The sequence below is a fragment of the Streptomyces finlayi genome (assembly GCF_014216315.1).
Classification (GTDB): domain Bacteria; phylum Actinomycetota; class Actinomycetes; order Streptomycetales; family Streptomycetaceae; genus Streptomyces; species Streptomyces finlayi_A.
Genome location: NZ_CP045702.1, coordinates 4,675,144 through 4,693,002 on the forward strand (window position 1 = coordinate 4,675,144; position 17,859 = coordinate 4,693,002).

The following is a 17,859-nucleotide window of genomic DNA, read 5'->3' on the forward strand; positions in this document are numbered from 1 at the left end:
GACAGACGTGCCCACCCGTCTCCCGCCACCACCCTTACGGGGAGACGCTTGCGCGACGCACCTCCTCTATTCACTGCAAGGAGCCGCACCTGTGAGCAGTGCCGACCAGACCCCCGCCGCCAGCCCCGAGCTGCGTGCCGACATCCGCCGCCTCGGTGATCTGCTGGGCGAGACGCTCGTACGGCAGGAGGGCCAGGAGCTCCTCGACCTCGTCGAGCGCGTACGTGCCCTGACCCGTACCGATGGAGAGGCCGCCGCCGAGCTGCTGGGCGACACGGACCTGTACACCGCCGCGCAGCTCGTGCGCGCCTTCTCCACCTACTTCCACCTCGCCAACGTCACCGAGCAGGTCCACCGCGCCCACGAGATGCGCGACCGCCGGGCCGTCGAGGGCGGGCTCCTCGCCCGCACCGCCGACATGCTCAAGGACGCCGACCCGCAGCACCTGCGCGAGACCGTCAAGAACCTCAACGTGCGCCCCGTCTTCACCGCGCACCCCACCGAGGCCGCGCGGCGCTCCGTACTGAACAAGCTCCGCCGCATCGCGGAGCTGCTCGACACCCCCGTCATCGAAGCCGACCGGCGCCGCCACGACCTGCGGCTCGCCGAGAGCATCGACCTCATCTGGCAGACCGACGAGCTGCGTGTGGTGCGGCCGGAGCCCGCCGACGAGGCGCGCAACGCGATCTACTACCTGGACGAACTGCACGCCAACGCCGTCGGCGACGTCCTGGAGGACCTGGCCGCCGAGCTGGAGCGCGTCGGCGTCGAGCTGCCCGCGGGCACCCGCCCGCTCACCTTCGGCACCTGGATCGGCGGCGACCGCGACGGCAACCCGAACGTGACGCCCGCCGTCACCTGGGAAGTGCTGATCCTCCAGCACGAGCACGGCATCACCGACGCACTCGAACTCATCGACTACCTGCGCGGCCTGCTCTCCAACTCCATCCGTTACACCGGCGCCACCGACGAGCTGCTGGACTCCCTCCAGGCGGACCTGGAACGCCTCCCCGAGATCAGCCCCCGCTACAAGCGGCTGAACGCCGAGGAGCCCTACCGCCTCAAGGCCACCTGCATCCGGCAGAAGCTCGTCAACACCCGCGAGCGCCTCGCCACCGGCACCCCGCACCGTCCCGGCTGCGACTACCTCGGCACCGCCGAGCTCATCACGGACCTGGCCCTGATCCAGACCTCGCTGCGCGAGCACAAGGGCGGGCTCTTCGCCGACGGCCGGATGAACCGCACCATCCGCACCCTGTCCGCGTTCGGGCTGCAGCTCGCCACCATGGACGTACGCGAGCACGCCGACGCCCACCACCACGCCCTCGGCCAGCTCTTCGACCGGCTCGGCGAGGAGTCCTGGCGCTACGCCGACATGCCGCGCGACTACCGGCAGAAGCTCCTCGCGAAGGAGCTGCGCTCCCGTCGCCCGCTCGCCCCGACCCCCGCACCGCTGGACGCCGCGGGCGAGAAGACCCTCGGCGTCTTCCACACCATCAAGGAAGCCTTCGAACGCTTCGGCCCCGAGGTCATCGAGTCCTACATCATCTCGATGTGCCAGGGCGCCGACGACGTCTTCGCAGCCGCCGTCCTGGCCCGCGAGGCCGGACTGCTCGATCTGCACGGCGGCTGGGCCAAGATCGGCATCGTGCCGCTCCTGGAGACGACCGACGAGCTGCGCGCCGCCGACGTCATCCTCGACGAGATGCTCGCCGACCCCTCGTACCGCCGGCTCGTCTCCCTCCGGGGCGACGTCCAGGAGGTCATGCTCGGCTACAGCGACTCCTCCAAGTTCGGCGGCATCACCACCTCGCAGTGGGAGATCCACCGGGCCCAGCGCAGGCTGCGTGACGTCGCCCACCGCTACGGCGTACGGCTGCGTCTCTTCCACGGCCGCGGCGGCACCGTCGGCCGCGGCGGCGGCCCCTCGCACGACGCGATCCTCGCGCAGCCGTGGGGCACGCTGGAGGGCGAGATCAAGGTGACCGAGCAGGGCGAGGTCATCTCCGACAAGTACCTCATCCCCGCGCTCGCCCGGGAGAACCTGGAGCTGACCGTCGCGGCCACCCTCCAGGCGTCCGCGCTGCACACCGCGCCCCGCCAGTCCGACGAGGCCCTGGCACGCTGGGACGCGGCCATGGACACGGTCTCCGACGCCGCGCACGCGGCCTACCGCAAGCTGGTCGAGGACCCCGACCTGCCGACGTACTTCCTCGCCTCCACCCCGGTGGACCAGCTCGCCGACCTGCACCTGGGCTCGCGGCCCTCCCGCCGCCCCGGCTCGGGCGTCTCGCTCGACGGCCTGCGCGCCATCCCGTGGGTCTTCGGCTGGACCCAGTCGCGGCAGATCGTGCCCGGCTGGTACGGCGTCGGCTCCGGTCTCAAGGCTCTGCGCGAGGCCGGTCTGGGCTCCGTCCTGGAAGAGATGCACGGCCAGTGGCACTTCTTCCAGAACTTCATCTCCAACGTCGAGATGACGCTCGCCAAGACGGACCTGCGGATCGCCCGGCACTACGTCGACACCCTCGTGCCGGACGAGCTCAAGCACGTCTTCGACGACATCGAGGCCGAGCACGCGCTCACCGTGAGCGAGGTCCTGAAGGTCACCGGCGGCACCGAGCTGCTCGGCACGAGCCCCGTGCTCCAGCAGACGTTCGCCATCCGTGACGCCTACCTGGACCCGATCTCCTACCTCCAGGTCTCGCTGCTGGCCCGCCAGCGCCAGGCGGCCGAGCGGGGCGAAGCGGCCGACCCGCTGCTCGCACGGGCCCTGCTGCTCACCGTGAACGGTGTCGCGGCGGGTCTGCGCAACACCGGCTGACCGGTACCGGCCGACCGGCTACCGGCTGATCCACTCAGGCGCGGGTGCGGTTCTGTCAGAGGGCGAGGAACGTCGCCGTCAGCAGGGCCGCGCCCGCGGCCGCGGTCCCCCAGGCGGCCCGGGGCATCCGCAGACCGCCCGCGATCAGGAGGGCGGACAGCAGCAGCGCACCGCCGAACGGCACCCAGGCGTGCAGGAAGCCCGCCGTACCGGTGCGGACGACCTCGCCGGTGCCGGGCTTGACCACCACCGGGAACCGGTCGCCCTTCTCCGCGGCGACGGACTTCACGATCGTCACCCGGGCACGCTGCGGCGAATCCCGATCCGGTACGTACGACCCGGCGCACGCCGTCTCGCCGCACCCGGTCACCGTCATGGTGCCGTGTTCGCGGCCCTTGGACAGCACGACATGGTGCGCGGTGTTCCACGACGACCACACACCCGCGACGAGCATCAGCAGCACGATGCAGCCCGCGGCGGCGATACGCCCGTGGGACACCAGGCGGTGGGAGGAGCTCCGCTTCATGGGGGCAGATCTTTGGGCAGACACATGCTCTCGGTCAACCTGTGGCCGGAATTGATCCCGGGATCGGCGCCAATGTCAGGTGTTGTACGTGGTCTGCGCCCGCTCCAGACCATCGGCGAGCAGCGACTCCACCGAGTCCGCCGCCCGGTCCACCTCGAAGGCGAGTTCCTTGCGCTCCGTGGACGAGAAGTCCTTCAGTACGAAGTCGGCCACCTGCATCCGGCCCGGCGGCCGGCCGATCCCGAACCTGACGCGGTGGTAGTCGGGGCCCATCGCCTTCGTCATCGACTTCAGCCCGTTGTGCCCGTTGTCACCGCCGCCCAGCTTCAGCCGCAGCACGCCGAAGTCGATGTCCAGCTCGTCGTGCACGGCCACGATGTGATCCGTCGGCACCTTGTAGAAGTCCCGCAGCGCCGTGACGGGTCCGCCCGACAGATTCATGTACGACATGGGCTTGGCCAGGATCACCCGGCGGCTCGCGGGTCCGGGCGGTCCCATCCGGCCCTCGACGATCTGCGCCTGGGCCTTTTGCGCCCGCTTGAACTTCCCGCCGATCCGTTCGGCGAGCAGGTCGGCGACCATGAAGCCGACGTTGTGCCGGTTCGCGGCGTACTCGGGACCCGGATTGCCCAGGCCCACGATGAGCCAGGGGTCGGTGGCATCGGACATCTGCGCTCGGTCTCCTCGCGTACGTCGGCTGATCGCGCCGGTTACAGGCGAACGGGGCGGCGGGCCCGGTAAGGGTCCGCCGCCCCGTAAGTGAAGCAGTGAAGCAGTGGCGCTACTTCGCGCCGGGTGGGACTCAGGCCTCGGTGGTGGCGGCCTCGGTGCCCTCGGCGGCCGGCTCCTCGGCCTGCGCGGCGACGATCTGGAGCACGATGGCGTCCTCGTCGCCGGCCAGCACGGAACCCTTGGGCAGCGGGATGTCCTTGGCGAGGATCGAGTCACCGGCGTCGAGGCCCGCGATGGAGACCGTGACGGACTCGGGGATGTGGGTGGCCTCGGCCTCGACGAGCAGGGTGTTCTGCACGTACTCCAGGAGGTTGCCGCCCGGGGCCAGGTCGCCCTCGACGTGCACGGCGATCTCGACGTTGACCTTCTCGCCGCGCGTGACGGTCAGCAGGTCGACGTGCTCGATGTTGCCCTTGATGGCGTTGCGCTGCACGGCCTTCGGGATGACCAGGGCGTCCTTGCCGTCGATCTCGAGACCGATGAGGACGTTGGCGGTGCGGAGCGCGAGCTGCAGCTCGTGGGCCGGCAGGTTGATGTGGACGGACTCGGCGCCGTGGCCGTAGATGACCGCGGGAACCAGGTTGGCACGGCGGGTACGGCGGGCGGCGCCCTTGCCGAACTCGGTACGGACCTGAGCGGCGAGCTTGATCTCGGCCATGGTGCACTCCTCGTGAGATGACGAAAAAGTCGGACGTCACCCGGCCCGGTACGACAGGCCGCCTGCTACGAAGAGCGCGTCGATAACGGATCGCCGTACCAACGGGTACGGCCTCCCTCGCCGAGCAACTCGCTGAGTCTACCCGGCGGGGAGGCCGCACCCAAAGTGGATCTTCCGCACCGCTTCGGCGCCTCTTCGGCGCCGCGGTTGCGCTAGTAGTTTTCCTGCTCCTCGAAGAGGCTCGTCACCGAACCGTCCTCGAACACCTCACGCACCGCGCGGGCGATCGTCGGCGCGATCGACAGCACGGTGATCTTGTCGATCTCCAGCTCGCCCGGGGTCGGCAGGGTGTCCGTGAAGACGAACTCGCTGACCTTGGAGTTCTTCAGACGGTCCGCGGCGGGACCGGACAGCACACCGTGCGTCGCGGTCACTATGACGTCCTCGGCACCGTGCGCGAACAGGGCGTCGGCGGCGGCGCAGATGGTGCCACCGGTGTCGATCATGTCGTCGACCAGGACACAGACCCGGCCCTTCACGTTGCCGACGACCTCGTGGACGCTGACCTGGTTCGGTACGTCCTTGTCGCGGCGCTTGTGGACGATCGCCAGCGGGGCGTCCAGGCGGTCGCACCAGCGGTCGGCGACCCGTACGCGGCCGGCGTCCGGGGACACGATCGTCAGCTTCGAGCGGTCGACCTTGGCACCGACGTAGTCGGCGAGGATCGGCAGCGCGAAGAGGTGGTCGACCGGGCCGTCGAAGAAGCCCTGGATCTGGTCGGTGTGCAGATCCACGGTCAGGATGCGGTCGGCACCCGCCGTCTTCATGAGGTCGGCGATCAGACGGGCCGAGATCGGCTCGCGGCCGCGGTGCTTCTTGTCCTGGCGGGCGTAGCCGTAGAACGGCACGATCACCGTGATCGAACGGGCCGAAGCGCGCTTCAGCGCGTCCAGCATGATCAGCTGCTCCATGATCCACTTGTTGATCGGAGCCGTGTGGCTCTGGATCAGGAAGCAGTCGGCGCCGCGGGCGGATTCCTGGAAGCGCACATAGATCTCACCGTTGGCGAAATCGAAAGCCTTCGTCGGCACGAGACCGACACCCAACTGGTGTGCGACCTCCTCGGCCAGCTCGGGGTGGGCGCGGCCGGAGAAGAACATCAGTTTCTTCTCGCCGGTCGTCTTGATCCCGGTCACAGCACAGTCTCCTCAGACGTGTATCTGGCGCCGCACGCATAGGTCCCGATGTGCAACGAGCCAGCCGAAATGGGTGAGCATCTATCACGGTACGCCGTGTCCGGCGTGCCTGTTTCCGGTCAGCTTTCGCCGTCGGTGTCCTGGGCAGCGGCCTGGGTGGCCTGGGCGGCCTGCGCGGCGGCGCTTCCCGGACGCTTCCTGGCCACCCAACCCTCGATATTCCGCTGCTGGCCCCGGGCGACGGCCAGCGAACCGGCCGGTACGTCCTTGGTGATGACCGAGCCCGCCGCGGTGTAGGCGCCGTCCCCGACCGTGACAGGCGCCACAAACATATTGTCGGAGCCGGTGCGGCAGTGGGAGCCGATGGTGGTGTGGTGCTTGGCTACGCCGTCGTAGTTCACGAAGACGCTGGCCGCGCCGATGTTGGTGTGGTCGCCGATGGTCGCGTCACCGACGTAGCTCAGGTGCGGGACCTTCGTGCCCTCGCCGATCGTGGCGTTCTTCATCTCCACGTACGTACCGGCCTTGGCCTTCGCGCCGAGCCGCGTGCCGGGCCGCAGGTAGGCGAACGGGCCGACCGTCGCACCGGGCCCGACCTCCGCCCCGTCCGTGACGGTGTTGTCCACGCGGGCGCCCGCGTGGACGATCGTGTCCTTGAGCCGGGAGTTGGGGCCGACCTCGGAGTCCTCGGCGAGATGCGTCGTGCCGAACAGCTGGGTGCCGGGGTGCACGATCGCGTCCGGCTCGTACGTGACGGTGGCGTCGATCAGGGTCGAGGCCGGGTCGACGACCGTCACGCCGGCCATCATGGCGCGTTCCAGGAGCCGTTCGTTGAGCAGCCGGCGGGCCTCGGCCAGCTGGACCCGGTTGTTGATGCCGAGGATCTCGCGGTGGTCCGCGGCGATCGAGGCACCCACGCGGTGTCCGGCCTCGCGCAGGATGGACAGCACGTCGGTGAGGTACTCCTCGCCCTGGCTGTTGTCCGTGCGGACCTTGCCGAGCGCGTCCGCGAGCAGACGCCCGTCGAAGGCGAACACTCCGGAGTTGATCTCCAGGATGGCCCGCTGGGCGGCGGTGGCGTCCTTGTGCTCGACGATCTCGGTGACGGCTCCGCTGGCCGCGTCGCGGACGATGCGGCCGTAGCCGGTGGAGTCCGGGACCTCCGCGGTGAGCACGGTGACGGCGTTGGCGTCGGCGTCGTGCGTGGCGGCGAGTGCGGCGAGGGTCTCGCCGGAGAGCAGCGGGGTGTCGCCGCAGACGACGATCACGGTGCCCCCGACGGTCCCGCCGAGTTCTTCGAGGCCCATCCGGACGGCGTGTCCGGTGCCGTTCTGCTCGGCCTGGAACGCGGTGCGTACAGGGGCGTCGCCCGCGGAGAGATGGGCGGTGACCCGCTCGGCGGCGTGGCCGACGACCACGACGAGGTGCTCGGGGGCGAGTTCACGGGAGGCGGCGACGACATGTCCGACGAGCGAGCGCCCGGAGATCTCGTGCAGGACCTTGGGGGTCTTCGACTTCATGCGGGTGCCCTCACCCGCTGCGAGGACGACTACGGCTGCCGGGCTGGTGGCGCTCACGGATGTGCCCTTCGGCTTCGGGTGGTGGACATCCGCAGGATACCGGGGGTGTGCGTGCCGGAAACGAGTGCGGGCCCCGACCGTGGAGGTCGGGACCGCGCAGAAGGGCTCCCGGGGAAGGAATCGAACCCTCATTCAATGGACCAAAACCATTTGTCCTGCCATTAGACGACCCGGGATAGCTTGCGCTTTATGCCCGATTTCTCTGCTCGGGTGTGAGCGCAGCCCCTACTATGCCGTACCACCAGCCTTCGATGCGACGGTAAAGGTCAGCACTCTGCAACACGTGAATGACCAGGCATCCCCGATAGTTTTCGCCCACGTTCTTCCGGTTGGTCTTGGGGTTGTGGGTCTTCAGTGACGTCTTGCCGAAACGTGAACTGTCCGCATGGACGAACTCTCTCCAGAAGCGCTCCGCTTCGGCCGCGTCGGCTGACTCGTGAATGTGAACGTGGAACCTGAGTCGCTCGGTCGTCACGCCGAGCAGGCGGAGCCATGCGAGATAGACGCCGATCATGTCGGGGTCGCTGTTGATGAAGCTGACGCGTTCCTGGCGGCGGTGGGGCTTGGACTTGGTCCCTTCGGCCCAGTAGAGGCCGACGCCGAGAAGGAACAGTTCGCGATCGCTCAGGGGGGCCGTTTCCTTGCGGGCGGCTTCCTGAGTCTGCTTGCGCTCGACCTCGCGGCGTTCGAGCGTGGCCGCCCAACCCTTCTTGGCGATCGCTGATGCCGCTTCTCGCGTCCGTGGTGCGGGCTTCGGCAGGTCCCGCACCCACAGGGAGACCGAACTCTTCGAGCACCCCAGCTCCACCTGGATCTGGTCGTACGTCATGCCCTGAAGTCGCAGCTCGCGCGCCTGCTCGCGCAGGTCGTCCTTGGCGTTGGGGCGCTTCGTCCATTCCGGGGCGGGCTCGCCCTCCAGGAGGCGGTTGAGGATTTCGTTGTTGTGCAGTCGCATGCGGTCGCGGATCTGGCGGCGGCTGAGCCCCTCCCGGCGCAGGGCTACCGCCTGTGCGCGGAGCCCCTCGAAGTCGGCGTACTTGCTGGCGATTTCCGTCATGTGACAAGCGTCGTCCGGAATGCGGACGTCCGGGTCGAATGGGTGGTCGATTCACCATTTCCGGCGATCAATCCCTGTTCTGCTTCTGTTCGACTGCGGTACGTGCTGTTCGCGTCACCCGAAAATGAGGTGCGTCCGCCCGTAGGCTGGACGCCATGACCGCAACGGGGGCAGACCGGGAAGCGGCGGGACCGACCACCCGCGGCTACTGGTGGTGGGGGCGGCGGCGCAGTGTCGCCCTGGACGTGGGACTGGCGTCGGCTTCGGCGCTGGAGTGTGCGCTGGAAGGGGTGGTGTTCGCCGGCGACACCGGGTTGCCGGTGCCGGTCGGTGTGCTGTTCGGGCTGGTGGCGGGGTCGGTGCTGCTGGTGCGAAGACGGTGGCCGATCGCCGTGGTGCTGGTGTCGATCGCGATGACACCGGCCGAGATGGGCTTCCTGATGGCCGTCGTCGGCCTCTACACGCTGGCCGCGTCCGACGTGCCGCGCCGGATCACCGGCGTGCTGACGGGGATGTCGCTGGTCGGCACCTTCGTCGTCACCTACGTACGGCTGCGCCAGGGCGTTGCCGAGGGCGCCGATTTCGGCCCGGGTGACTGGTACGTACCGCTGGTGTCCCTCTTCATGTCCCTGGGGCTGGCCGCGCCGCCCCTGCTGTTCGGCCTCTATATAGGGGCGCGAAGACGGCTCATGGAGAGCCTGCGGGAGCGCGCGGACTCGCTGGAACGCGAGCTGTCGCTCCTGGCCGACCGCGCCGAGGAACGGGCCGAATGGGCGCGCACGGAGGAACGGACCCGGATCGCCCGCGAGATGCACGACGTGGTCGCGCACCGGGTGAGCCTGATGGTCGTGCACGCGGCGGCGCTCCAGGCGGTCGCCCCGAAGGACCCGGCGAAGGCCGTGCGGAACGCGGCTTTGGTGGGCGACATGGGCCGGCAGGCACTGACGGAACTGCGCGAGATGCTGGGTGTGCTGCGCAGCGGGGACACGCTGTCGGCCCCGCCCACGGGCCGGGTCCCTCTCGCGTCGGTGGGCCGCGCGGCGGCTGCTGCGGCGGCGGCCGCAGCCGAGGACGGGCCCCGGCTGGACGAGGTCGAGTCGCTCGTCGCTCAGTCCCGGGAGGCCGGGATGACGGTCGAACTGTCGGTGCAGGGCGAACTGCGCCCGTACACGCCGGAGGTCGAGCAGACCGCGTACCGGGTGGTGCAGGAGGCCCTGACGAACGTGCACAAGCACGCGGCGGGCGCGAAGGCCTGGGTGAGGCTCGCGCATCGCGGTGCGGAGGTCGCCATGCAGGTGGAGAACGGCCCCTCGGACGGCGGCACGGCCGACGCCGGGCTGCCCAGTGGCGGGAACGGCCTGGTGGGCATGCGGGAGCGGGTGCTCGGGCTCGGCGGCGTCTTCGTGTCCGGGCCGACGGACGCGGGCGGCTTCCGGGTGTCGGCGGTCCTGCCGGCCGAGCCCGGCGCGTAGACCGCCGACGGAACTGACGGGACGACGGAACTGTCGGAGCCGTCGGCCGTCAGCCCGAGGTCAGACGGTCCGGCTGGACGCCCGTGACCAGCGTCGCCAGCGCCTGGTCGATGTCCGCGCCGAGATACCAGTCGCCGGTGTGGTCGATGCTGTAGACGCGGCCCTCGATGTCGATCGCGAGCACCGCCTGCCCGTCGCCCTCCTCGCCCAGCGGGCTGATCTCGGTCTCCAGCGCCCGCCCCAGATCGCCGAGGGTGCGGGCCAGGTGCAGCCCGCTCAGCGGGTCGACGCGTACGGCGGCGGGCGCGATCTGCCGGCCGGGCGCGGCCGCCGAGATGTGCAGGGCGCCGAATTCGGCCCAGGCCTCGACCGCCGCCGGGAACACGGCGTGCCGGTGGCCGGCCGGAGAGGTGTGGGAGCGCAGTGCGTCGGCCCACTCCTCGGCCTGCCGGATGTCCCAGCGCCCCGGCTGCCAGCCCGCCTGGCGCAGGGCGGCGTCGACCGCGACGGGGAAGCGGGTGGTGGCGTGCCGGTCGGTCGGGGTGTCGAGGGGGGCGGAGCGCCCGGTTCGGTCCTGCATCGGGGTGCCGTCAGCCCTTCTCTGCGGTGGTGGCGGCCCCGGCGGCGGTGAGGTCGACGGGACGTACGCCGAAGTGCGCGAGCATCGCCGAGCAGGAGCGGCAGGGTGCGGCATAGCTGCCGTGCAGCGGGTCGCCGTCCTCGCGGATGCGCCGGGCGGTGATGCGGGAGTGCTTCAGGGCGCGCCGCGCCTCTCCGTTGGTCAGCGGCTTGCGCTGGGCCCGCTTGGACCGGCTGTCGTCGGTGGCGGTGAGCTGCCGCGACAGCAGTATCGCTTCGGGGCAGCGGCCGGTGAAGCGTTCGCGCTGTCCGCTGGTGAGGGTGTCCAGGAAGTCCTGCACGAGCGGATGGAGCACCGGCGGGCGGTCGCCCTTGCCCGCCGTGCAGGTCAGTGTCTCGCCGCGGACGGACAGGGCGGCGGCCACGGCCGGCAGGATGCCGTCGCGGCGGTGGTGCAGATGCGGTGTACGGCCGGCCTCGGTGCTGCTCCAGCTGAGCCTTGGATCCCCGGATGTGACTGGCGGTGCTGCGTTCATGGTGCTTGCATCCCTCCCGTGCCGGCAGCGGTAGCTGCAGGTGTGCACGCCCCCGAGTTGCGGTGACAGCCTGCCAAATGTGCTGGGGGCTGGGGAAGCTGGGTCGGTGAAACGTGTCCGCGTGTCGCCCGAAGTGGCAGACCCGTCGCTCGTCCGTCACACGGCTGTGACGGTTGGTGACCGAAGCGGAGGGGCGGGTCCCCCTGTTGCCCCACCGCATAGGCTGGGGGGAATCACCGGACGCAGCAGGGGGCAACCGCCATGACGACAGGTCGGCTCGGGCAGCAAGCCGCGCCACCGAATGCGGCCTACGCCGGGCAGGTCGTACATTTCCCGGACCCGGTCCGGGCGTCCCGCCACCCCAGAGGTGTGCGCATGGACGGGAACGGCTGTCCGGAACTCACACCGTACGCGCGTGCCGCCACCGAGATCGCCGATCCGCCCCCGGGCTTCGGCATCGACGAGCTGCGGCTCACCGACTACGTGTCGGCGAACGCCGCGATGGCGGCGAGCGGCCATGAGCTGTGGGGCACGATCGCCCCGGTGGCGACCCCGCACGGCTGGACCTGGCATCACGTGCCGGGCGGCCGGCGGATGGAGCTCGTGCCGGTCGAGGTGAAGGCGCTGCTGCGTCATCACGGCGGCATGGCGACGGCTCAGGTCGATCACAACCGGCGCGGCACCCGGCCGCTCCAGGAGACGCGGCCTCCGCATTTCCGGCTGCCCAAGGGTTCGGTGGCGGTGAGCGAGCAGCAGGTGCTGGGCATCGAGGAGGACCTCGGGTACAGGCTGCCGGGTGCGTACCGCTCGTTCCTCAAGGCCGCGGGCGGTTCGGCTCCGGTCGGCGCGGCGCTCGACGCCGAGCTCGGTCTCCTGGTCGACCAGCCGTTCTTCACGGTGCGTGAAGAGGCCGCGGTGAACGACCTGCTGTACGTCAACAAGTGCTTGCGGGACCACTTCACGAAGGACTACCTGGGCGTCGGCTTCGTCCAGGGCGGCATCCTCGCGGTGAAGGTGCGGGGCCAGGACACCGGCTCGGTCTGGTTCTGTCCGTACGACGACGCCCGGGACCAGGACGGCTGGAGCGTGCAGGACCGGGTGGACCGGCTGCTGCTGCCCTGCGGTGCGGACTTCGACGCCTTCCTCCAGCGGCTGGCGGGCAATCCGCCGGAGCTGGAGACCGTGGCGAACCTGATGGTGGACGGCGGCTTCGCGCGCGCCGTCCCGGTGGAGGGGTGAGCGCGGTGGTGACCTTCGCGCAGGCGCAGGAACGAGCGGACGAGTGGGTCAACGGCGACGTGCCCGCTTATCAGCACCGCGAGGTGCGGGTACGCGAGTTCGAGCTGGGCTTCGTGGTGTGGGCCGAGGACCGGGCGGAGGGCCCCGTCTCGGACGGCGGGCGCCAGCGGCTCGTGATCGCCCGCGACAGCGGTGAGGCCACGCTGTGGCCCGGGCTGCCGGTGGGTGAGGTGATCCGGCGGTACGAGGAGGAGTACGGCGCGTCCGGCGGGGCACCGGCCGCTCCGGTGCCGCCGCAGCGGATCGACCTGAACCAGACGTCGTTCCTGCTGAGCCCTCCCGAGTGGCTTCAGGAGGCCGCCGACAAGCTGGGGATTCCCGACCGGCGGGCGGAGCCGGGCGGCGGTGACGGGGTGCCCTCCGTTGGTGCGTCTTCGGGTGGTGCGTCTTCGGGTGGTGCGTCTTCGGGTGGTTCGCCGGGTGGTGCGTCTTCTTCCGGGGGTTCGGCGACGGCGTGGCCCGCCGGAGGCGGTCAGGGCGACTACGAGCCCACGGCCGCCGACGGTGTGCCCGCCACCTCACCCGCCGCGTCCGCCGGGGCCACCCCGTGGGCGGGTACCGACACCAACGCCGACCCGGACGAGGGTGCGGTAGGCCTGCCGGTCACGGTGTTCGCACCGGCGCTCTCGGGAGCCGACGACGAGGAGACCCCGCCGCCGGTCGTACCGGCCGAGGCACCCACCGCGCTGATTTCCGGCGGCAGTCAGCTGCCTCGGACCGCGGTGTCCCCTGCGCTGGGTGCGCCCGGTGCGGGTGGACCCGGTCCTGCCGTGCCTTCTCATCCCGGCGGTGACATCGCGGACGCGGCCACCAGCAAGGCCGTCGTACCTCCGCGTGGGGCGCGGGGGACGGGTTCCGCGCCCCCGCCGCCGCCCGGTGCCCCCGGCACCCCGGGCATGCGTCCGGGACCCACGCCGCCGCCTTCGGGACCGGGTACGCCCGGTGTTCCGGCGGGCGGCTACCTGCCGACCCAGCTCGTCTCGCAGCTCGGCCCGCCCGGTGCGCCGCAGCCTCCCGGGCCGCCCGGTCCGCCCGGTTCGACGCCGCCGCCCGGTGGCGGGATGCACCATGCGGCGACGATGTTCGCCGACGCCGGACCCGGCGGACCCCGCCCGCCCGGCCCGCCCGGCGTGCCCGGTGCGCCGCAGCCTCCTGGGCCGCCCGGTCCGCCCGGTGCGCCGCAGCCTCCCGGTCCGCCCGGTCCTCCCGGCGCCCCGGGTGCTCCTGGTTCGACGCCGCCGCCCGGTGGCGGGGTGCACCATGCGGCGACGATGTTCGCCGACGCCGGACCGGGCGGCCCCCGGACCCCGGCCCCGCCCGGTCCGCCTGCTCCGCCCGGTCCGCCCGGGATGCCGCGGGGCGGGGCCCCGGGTCCCGTACCGCCGAATCCGCGCACCCCGCCGCCTCCGGCGTACGGCTATCCGCAGCAGCAGCCCGGTGTGCCGACGGTCGGGCCCGGCTACCAGGCCGTGCTGCGGTTCCGTGCGCCCGACGGCAGCGAGCAGCAGCTGATCCGCCGCTCGGCGCCGGGCACACCGCACCCCGAGTGGCAGATGCTGCACGAGCTGCGGGCCATGAACGTGCCGCCGCAGCAGGTCATCGAGCTGCACACCGAGCTGGAGTCCTGCGAGCTGCCTGGCGGTTACTGCGCGCGGATGATCCGTGAGACCTGGCCGCAGGTGCGGATCACCAGCGTCGCGCCGTACGGGGCCGATCACGCGAGCCGTCAGCAGGGCATGCGGCACCTGCTGACGCATCAGGGCGAGCTGCACCAGGTCGCCGACGGCCCGGCGCGGCCGGGGCCGGTGCGGGCACCGCTGCCGCAGGTGCAGCCCGCCGTGCCCGTGCCTCCGGAGGCACTCGCGGAGGAGCTGGTGCGGGTCTTCGGCCCGCAGGGCGTCCTCCGCTTCGATCAGCGGGCCGTGTCCCGGCAGGGTGTGCCCGACATCGTGGGGCGGACGCTGGTGTGGGCGGGGCTGCCCGCAGACTTCGGGCCGTTCTTCTGGGCGCAGCCGGGCCGGCCGGTCGTGCCGACGCTGGCCGAGCTGGCCGCGCAGCGTCAGGTGCAGGCGGCGCCCGACGCGGGTTCCTACCTCGTGATGGGGTCCGACTTCGGACGGGCGATCTGTGTCCAGTACGGGACCGCGAACATCGTGGCCGTGCCGGTCGAGGCGGGGCCGGGCGGGCAGTCGGTGGCGCCGCAGTTCGTGAACACCGGGCTGCCGGAGTTCGTGCGCTCGATGGCGCTGCTCGGCCGGATGTGGCGGCTGCGCTTCGGGCTCAACCCGGAGCAGGCGGGCCGCTGGACCGTCGACTTCCAGGCACAGTTGGCGGCCCTCGATCCGGCGGCGCTCGCGTCGCCGGAGAGCTGGTGGTCGGTGCTGCTGGAGCAGATGTGGGACGGACTGCTCTGACCTGTCCCGTTGTGTGAGAGGCGCGGCGGAGGCGCCCGGTACCCGGAAGGGGCCGGGCGCCTTTCGGTTCGCGCTCCGTGATGCCCGTCGCTTCCGTCCTGAATACGGCTGATCGATTCCGACTTCTTTATCAATTGCCGCATCCTTGACGAGTTGCTGGTGGTCGGAGTGACGGAGCGACGGATAGGGAAGGGCTTCAAGGATGAGTGCTGCACCGGTGTCCGGGCATGGCTTCGACGGCGTGCGGGGGCGCGGCTACCGTCCGGAGCAGGTGGACCGGACCGTCGCCGCCCTGTCCGCGGAGCGCGACGCCGCCAGGGAGCGGCTTTCCCGGCTGACGGATCTTGCCGAGGAGCTGACGGCGGAGTCGGGCCGGCTGGCCGAGGCCGTCGCCTCGCTGGCTCCGCAGACGTACGCGTCCCTGGGTGAGCGGGCCCAGCGGATTCTGTCGCTCGCGCAGAGCGAGGCGGAGGCCCTGCGCGGGGCCGCCCAGGAGGACGGGCAGGGGCTCCGGGACGCGGCGGACGCGGCCGGGCGGGCGGCCCGGGAAGCGGCCCGTGAGCACTCCGGGACGGTACTGGCGGCTGCCGAGGCGCACGCCCTCGCGGTGCTGACCGCGGCGCGCGAGGCCGCCGACGGGGCCGTCGGCGCGGCACGCGAGGAGGCCGCCGGGGTACGCGGGGCGGCGGACGAGGTGATGGCGCAGACCCGGCGCCGGACGGCCGGTGTGCTGGCCCGTCAGGAGCAGGAGCAGGCCGAGCGGTCGAAGGCGGCGGCGGCCGCACTGGGGGCGGACGAGACGGCGGCGCTCGTGCGCGAGACGGAGCTGGACGAGCGGGCGGAGGCCGTCCTCGCGGAGGCGAGGCGCGCGCTCGCGGAGACCGAGGAGGCCGCCCGGCACGGCCAGGAGGACGCCGAGGCGCGGGCGGCCGAACTGCTCGCGGAGGCCCGGGTGCGCGCGGAGCGGGTGGTGCGGGAGACCGAGCGGATTCTGCGGGAGCACGAGGAGGGCCGCGAGGAGGCACAGGCGCACATGGCGCACGTGCGCAACACGCTCGCGGCGCTCACGGGCCGTGCGGCCGGCGGGGCGGACGACGAGAGCTGACCCGCGTCCGGTGGGCAGGCCCAGCGGCGGAGCGCGTCAGCGCCCGCATCCGGGCGCCGGCCTGGTCGGGCTCTCCGCCGCGGGACAGGAGCTGCTGGAGGAGGCGCGGGGGCGCGGGGCGGATTGGCTCGCGCGGCGATCGAGGCTGAACTCAGGCCCCAGGAGCGGGAGTTGCTGGCGCGCGAGCCCGGCATGATCCAAACGAAGGGCCTAGAAAGCTGCTGAAGATCTTGTGTGGGGGCTGTCCGGCCGTGGGCCGGGCGGCCCTTTCGCTATGCGGTGGGCGGGGTGAGGGCCCAGGTGTCGCCGGTTCGGGTGAGTCCGAGGTGGATCAGTCGGCGGAGGTTGAGGGCTGCTGCGCGGTGGTGGAGCCAGGTGTCGTTCTTCAGGACGCCGCGGTAGGGCACTCTGCGGTTGCCCCGTGCGACGAGCCAGGCGATGGCCCGTTCGACCGGTGGCCGCCAACGCCGGTACTCGGCTTGCCAGCCGGGGCTGGTGGCAGCCTCGTCACGGGCGGCCTTGAGCAGGTCGTACTTGGCGTGGACGGTGAAGACCCGGCCGGTCTTGGACTTCGTGCAGTGTTCCCGCAGCGGACAGCCGGTGCACAGTTTCTTGAACTGGGCCTGGCGTTCGCCGCCCCGGCGGACCTGGCCAAGGGGAACGGTGTGTCCGGCCGGGCAGGTGACCTGCCCGTTCGTGGTGTCGACGTCGAAGTCGTCGGCGGTGAAACCGCCGGGGACGGCCGGCCGCAGCGGTGGTGGCTTGAGGACCAGGTGGTGTCCCTGCTCTTGCAGGTGCTCGCGTAACTCGCCGGTGCCGTAAGCGGCATCGCCCAGGACTGTGACCGGGGATTCCTCGTCGGCGAGGAGATCCCGGGCGACGGCTGCCTCGTGGTTGTGGGCTCCGCTGCCGGCGGTCAGCGCGACCTCGGTGAACAGCCCTTCCTCGGGCTCGAACGCCACATGGGCACGGAAACCCTCCTGGTGGCGGGAGCGGTTCTTGTGGATGTGCCGGGCCTCGGAATCGACCGTGGAAACGGTGCGGTCGTAGACCGTGCGACGGGCGATGCGCCACCGCCCGTCCCGCCCGTCGGAGCCGTCGACGGGTTCCACGTCCTGCCCGGCGACCAGCGCGAGAAGGCCGACCGCGTGCGCCGCAGCCTCTCCCAGCTCCTGCTCGGGCAGCCGGCCCAGCAGGTTCAGTGCGTCGGTGACCAGGGCATCGACCAGATCGGCGCGGGCCTGCTCGTCGTTCCAGACGATCTTCGGTTTGCCCGGATCGGTGTAGTCGTGGGCGGTGCACCACCGGTCGGCGACCTGCTGGGCGCCCGGGACCTCGCGGACCACCCGGCGGACCGCGGCGACCAGCTGAGTGACCGTGTCCTGGGTGGCGACCGCGTCGTCCAACACCGTCGAGTCCAGCGCCCGGCGCTGCTTCCCCTTGAGCACACCGGTGGCCGCGACGACCTCCCTGACCTTCGCGAACAGCCGGTTCGGGTCACCGGAGCGCTGCAGTCGACGACGGAAATACGTCAACAATGACGGATCAAACGCAGTGTCATGCAGCCCGAGTCCGCACGCGGCCTTCCAGCGCAGATCGCAGCGCAACTCCTGCACCGTCTCGAAATCCGAGAGCCCGTACAGGCTCTGGAGCACCACCGTGGCGGCCAGCACCTGCGGCGGCAACGAGGGACGCCCGTTCGTCGAGGGATACATGTCCGTGAACATGGCACCGGGGAAGATGACCTCGCGATGCTCAGCCAGAAACGCGAACACACTCCCAGCCGGGATCAACTCCCGGCACGTCTCCCACACGTCCTCGCCGACGCTCTCCCCAGCCCATTCCCCCTGCATGAACACAAGACTGGCCCCACTCCACCCGGAG

14 protein-coding genes and 1 tRNA gene are annotated in these 17,859 nt (G+C 71.3%); 5 read left to right on the forward strand and 10 right to left on the reverse strand.

What is annotated here, in order from left to right:
- Positions 1 to 91: 91 nt before the first annotated feature.
- A complete protein-coding gene (gene ppc, locus F0344_RS21645; protein WP_185300378.1) occupies positions 92 to 2,821 on the forward strand; it encodes a phosphoenolpyruvate carboxylase in 2,730 nt (909 codons plus the stop codon).
- 55 nt (positions 2,822 to 2,876) lie between these two features.
- Here ppc and F0344_RS21650 read toward each other — a convergent pair whose 3' ends face one another.
- The 7 genes from F0344_RS21650 to F0344_RS21680 form a co-directional block, all read right to left on the reverse strand.
- Complete coding sequence (locus tag F0344_RS21650; RefSeq protein ID WP_185300379.1) at positions 2,877 to 3,347, reverse strand: hypothetical protein; 471 nt, start codon at positions 3,345 to 3,347, stop codon at positions 2,877 to 2,879.
- 75 nt (positions 3,348 to 3,422) lie between these two features.
- Entirely contained in the window at positions 3,423 to 4,016 is a 594-nt protein-coding gene (gene pth, locus F0344_RS21655; RefSeq protein ID WP_185300380.1) for an aminoacyl-tRNA hydrolase, read from the reverse strand.
- 133 nt (positions 4,017 to 4,149) lie between these two features.
- Complete coding sequence (locus tag F0344_RS21660; protein ID WP_185300381.1) at positions 4,150 to 4,737, reverse strand: 50S ribosomal protein L25/general stress protein Ctc; 588 nt, start codon at positions 4,735 to 4,737, stop codon at positions 4,150 to 4,152.
- Between the two features lie 212 nt (positions 4,738 to 4,949).
- Positions 4,950 to 5,933 (reverse strand): ribose-phosphate diphosphokinase, encoded by a 984-nt coding sequence (locus tag F0344_RS21665; protein ID WP_185300382.1) that lies wholly within the window; start codon positions 5,931 to 5,933, stop codon positions 4,950 to 4,952.
- A 119-nt stretch (positions 5,934 to 6,052) separates the two neighbouring features.
- Positions 6,053 to 7,510, reverse strand: a complete 1,458-nt coding sequence (gene glmU, locus F0344_RS21670) for a bifunctional UDP-N-acetylglucosamine diphosphorylase/glucosamine-1-phosphate N-acetyltransferase GlmU (RefSeq protein ID WP_185300383.1) — start codon at positions 7,508 to 7,510, stop codon at positions 6,053 to 6,055.
- Between the two features lie 108 nt (positions 7,511 to 7,618).
- A tRNA-Gln gene (locus F0344_RS21675) sits at positions 7,619 to 7,689 on the reverse strand.
- Positions 7,690 to 7,700: 11 nt separating this feature from the next.
- The gene (locus tag F0344_RS21680; protein ID WP_185300384.1) at positions 7,701 to 8,570 is read right to left on the reverse strand and encodes a hypothetical protein; all 870 of its coding nucleotides are present in this window, start codon (positions 8,568 to 8,570) and stop codon (positions 7,701 to 7,703) included.
- Between the two features lie 155 nt (positions 8,571 to 8,725).
- On the opposite strand from F0344_RS21680, the gene F0344_RS21685 reads away from it, so the two are divergent.
- Positions 8,726 to 10,042, forward strand: coding sequence for a sensor histidine kinase (locus F0344_RS21685; RefSeq protein WP_185300385.1), 1,317 nt, complete (start codon positions 8,726 to 8,728; stop codon positions 10,040 to 10,042).
- 49 nt (positions 10,043 to 10,091) lie between these two features.
- Here F0344_RS21685 and F0344_RS21690 read toward each other — a convergent pair whose 3' ends face one another.
- Together F0344_RS21690 and F0344_RS21695 are read right to left on the reverse strand one after the other, a co-directional pair.
- A complete protein-coding gene (locus tag F0344_RS21690) occupies positions 10,092 to 10,622 on the reverse strand; it encodes an SUKH-3 domain-containing protein (protein ID WP_185300386.1) in 531 nt (176 codons plus the stop codon).
- A 10-nt stretch (positions 10,623 to 10,632) separates the two neighbouring features.
- Positions 10,633 to 11,157, reverse strand: coding sequence for a YwqJ-related putative deaminase (locus F0344_RS21695; protein WP_185300387.1), 525 nt, complete (start codon positions 11,155 to 11,157; stop codon positions 10,633 to 10,635).
- A 261-nt stretch (positions 11,158 to 11,418) separates the two neighbouring features.
- Here F0344_RS21695 and F0344_RS21700 point away from each other — a divergent pair, with 261 nt between their 5' ends.
- The 3 genes from F0344_RS21700 to F0344_RS21710 all read left to right on the forward strand — a co-directional run bounded on the left by F0344_RS21700 (position 11,419) and on the right by F0344_RS21710 (position 15,975).
- Entirely contained in the window at positions 11,419 to 12,396 is a 978-nt protein-coding gene (locus F0344_RS21700) for an SMI1/KNR4 family protein (protein ID WP_185300388.1), read from the forward strand.
- Positions 12,393 to 14,870: an SUKH-4 family immunity protein gene (locus F0344_RS21705; RefSeq protein WP_185300389.1), complete on the forward strand. Its 2,478-nt coding sequence runs from the start codon at positions 12,393 to 12,395 to the stop codon at positions 14,868 to 14,870. Before F0344_RS21700 ends, F0344_RS21705 begins: the two co-directional genes overlap by 4 nt.
- A 202-nt stretch (positions 14,871 to 15,072) precedes the next feature.
- Positions 15,073 to 15,975 (forward strand): cellulose-binding protein, encoded by a 903-nt coding sequence (locus F0344_RS21710; protein WP_185300390.1) that lies wholly within the window; start codon positions 15,073 to 15,075, stop codon positions 15,973 to 15,975.
- A gap of 272 nt (positions 15,976 to 16,247) precedes the next feature.
- Here the strand turns inward: F0344_RS21710 and F0344_RS21715 are convergent, their stop codons facing one another.
- Positions 16,248 to 17,828: an IS1182 family transposase gene (locus tag F0344_RS21715; RefSeq protein ID WP_185300391.1), complete on the reverse strand. Its 1,581-nt coding sequence runs from the start codon at positions 17,826 to 17,828 to the stop codon at positions 16,248 to 16,250.
- Between the last annotated feature and the right edge of the window lie 31 nt (positions 17,829 to 17,859).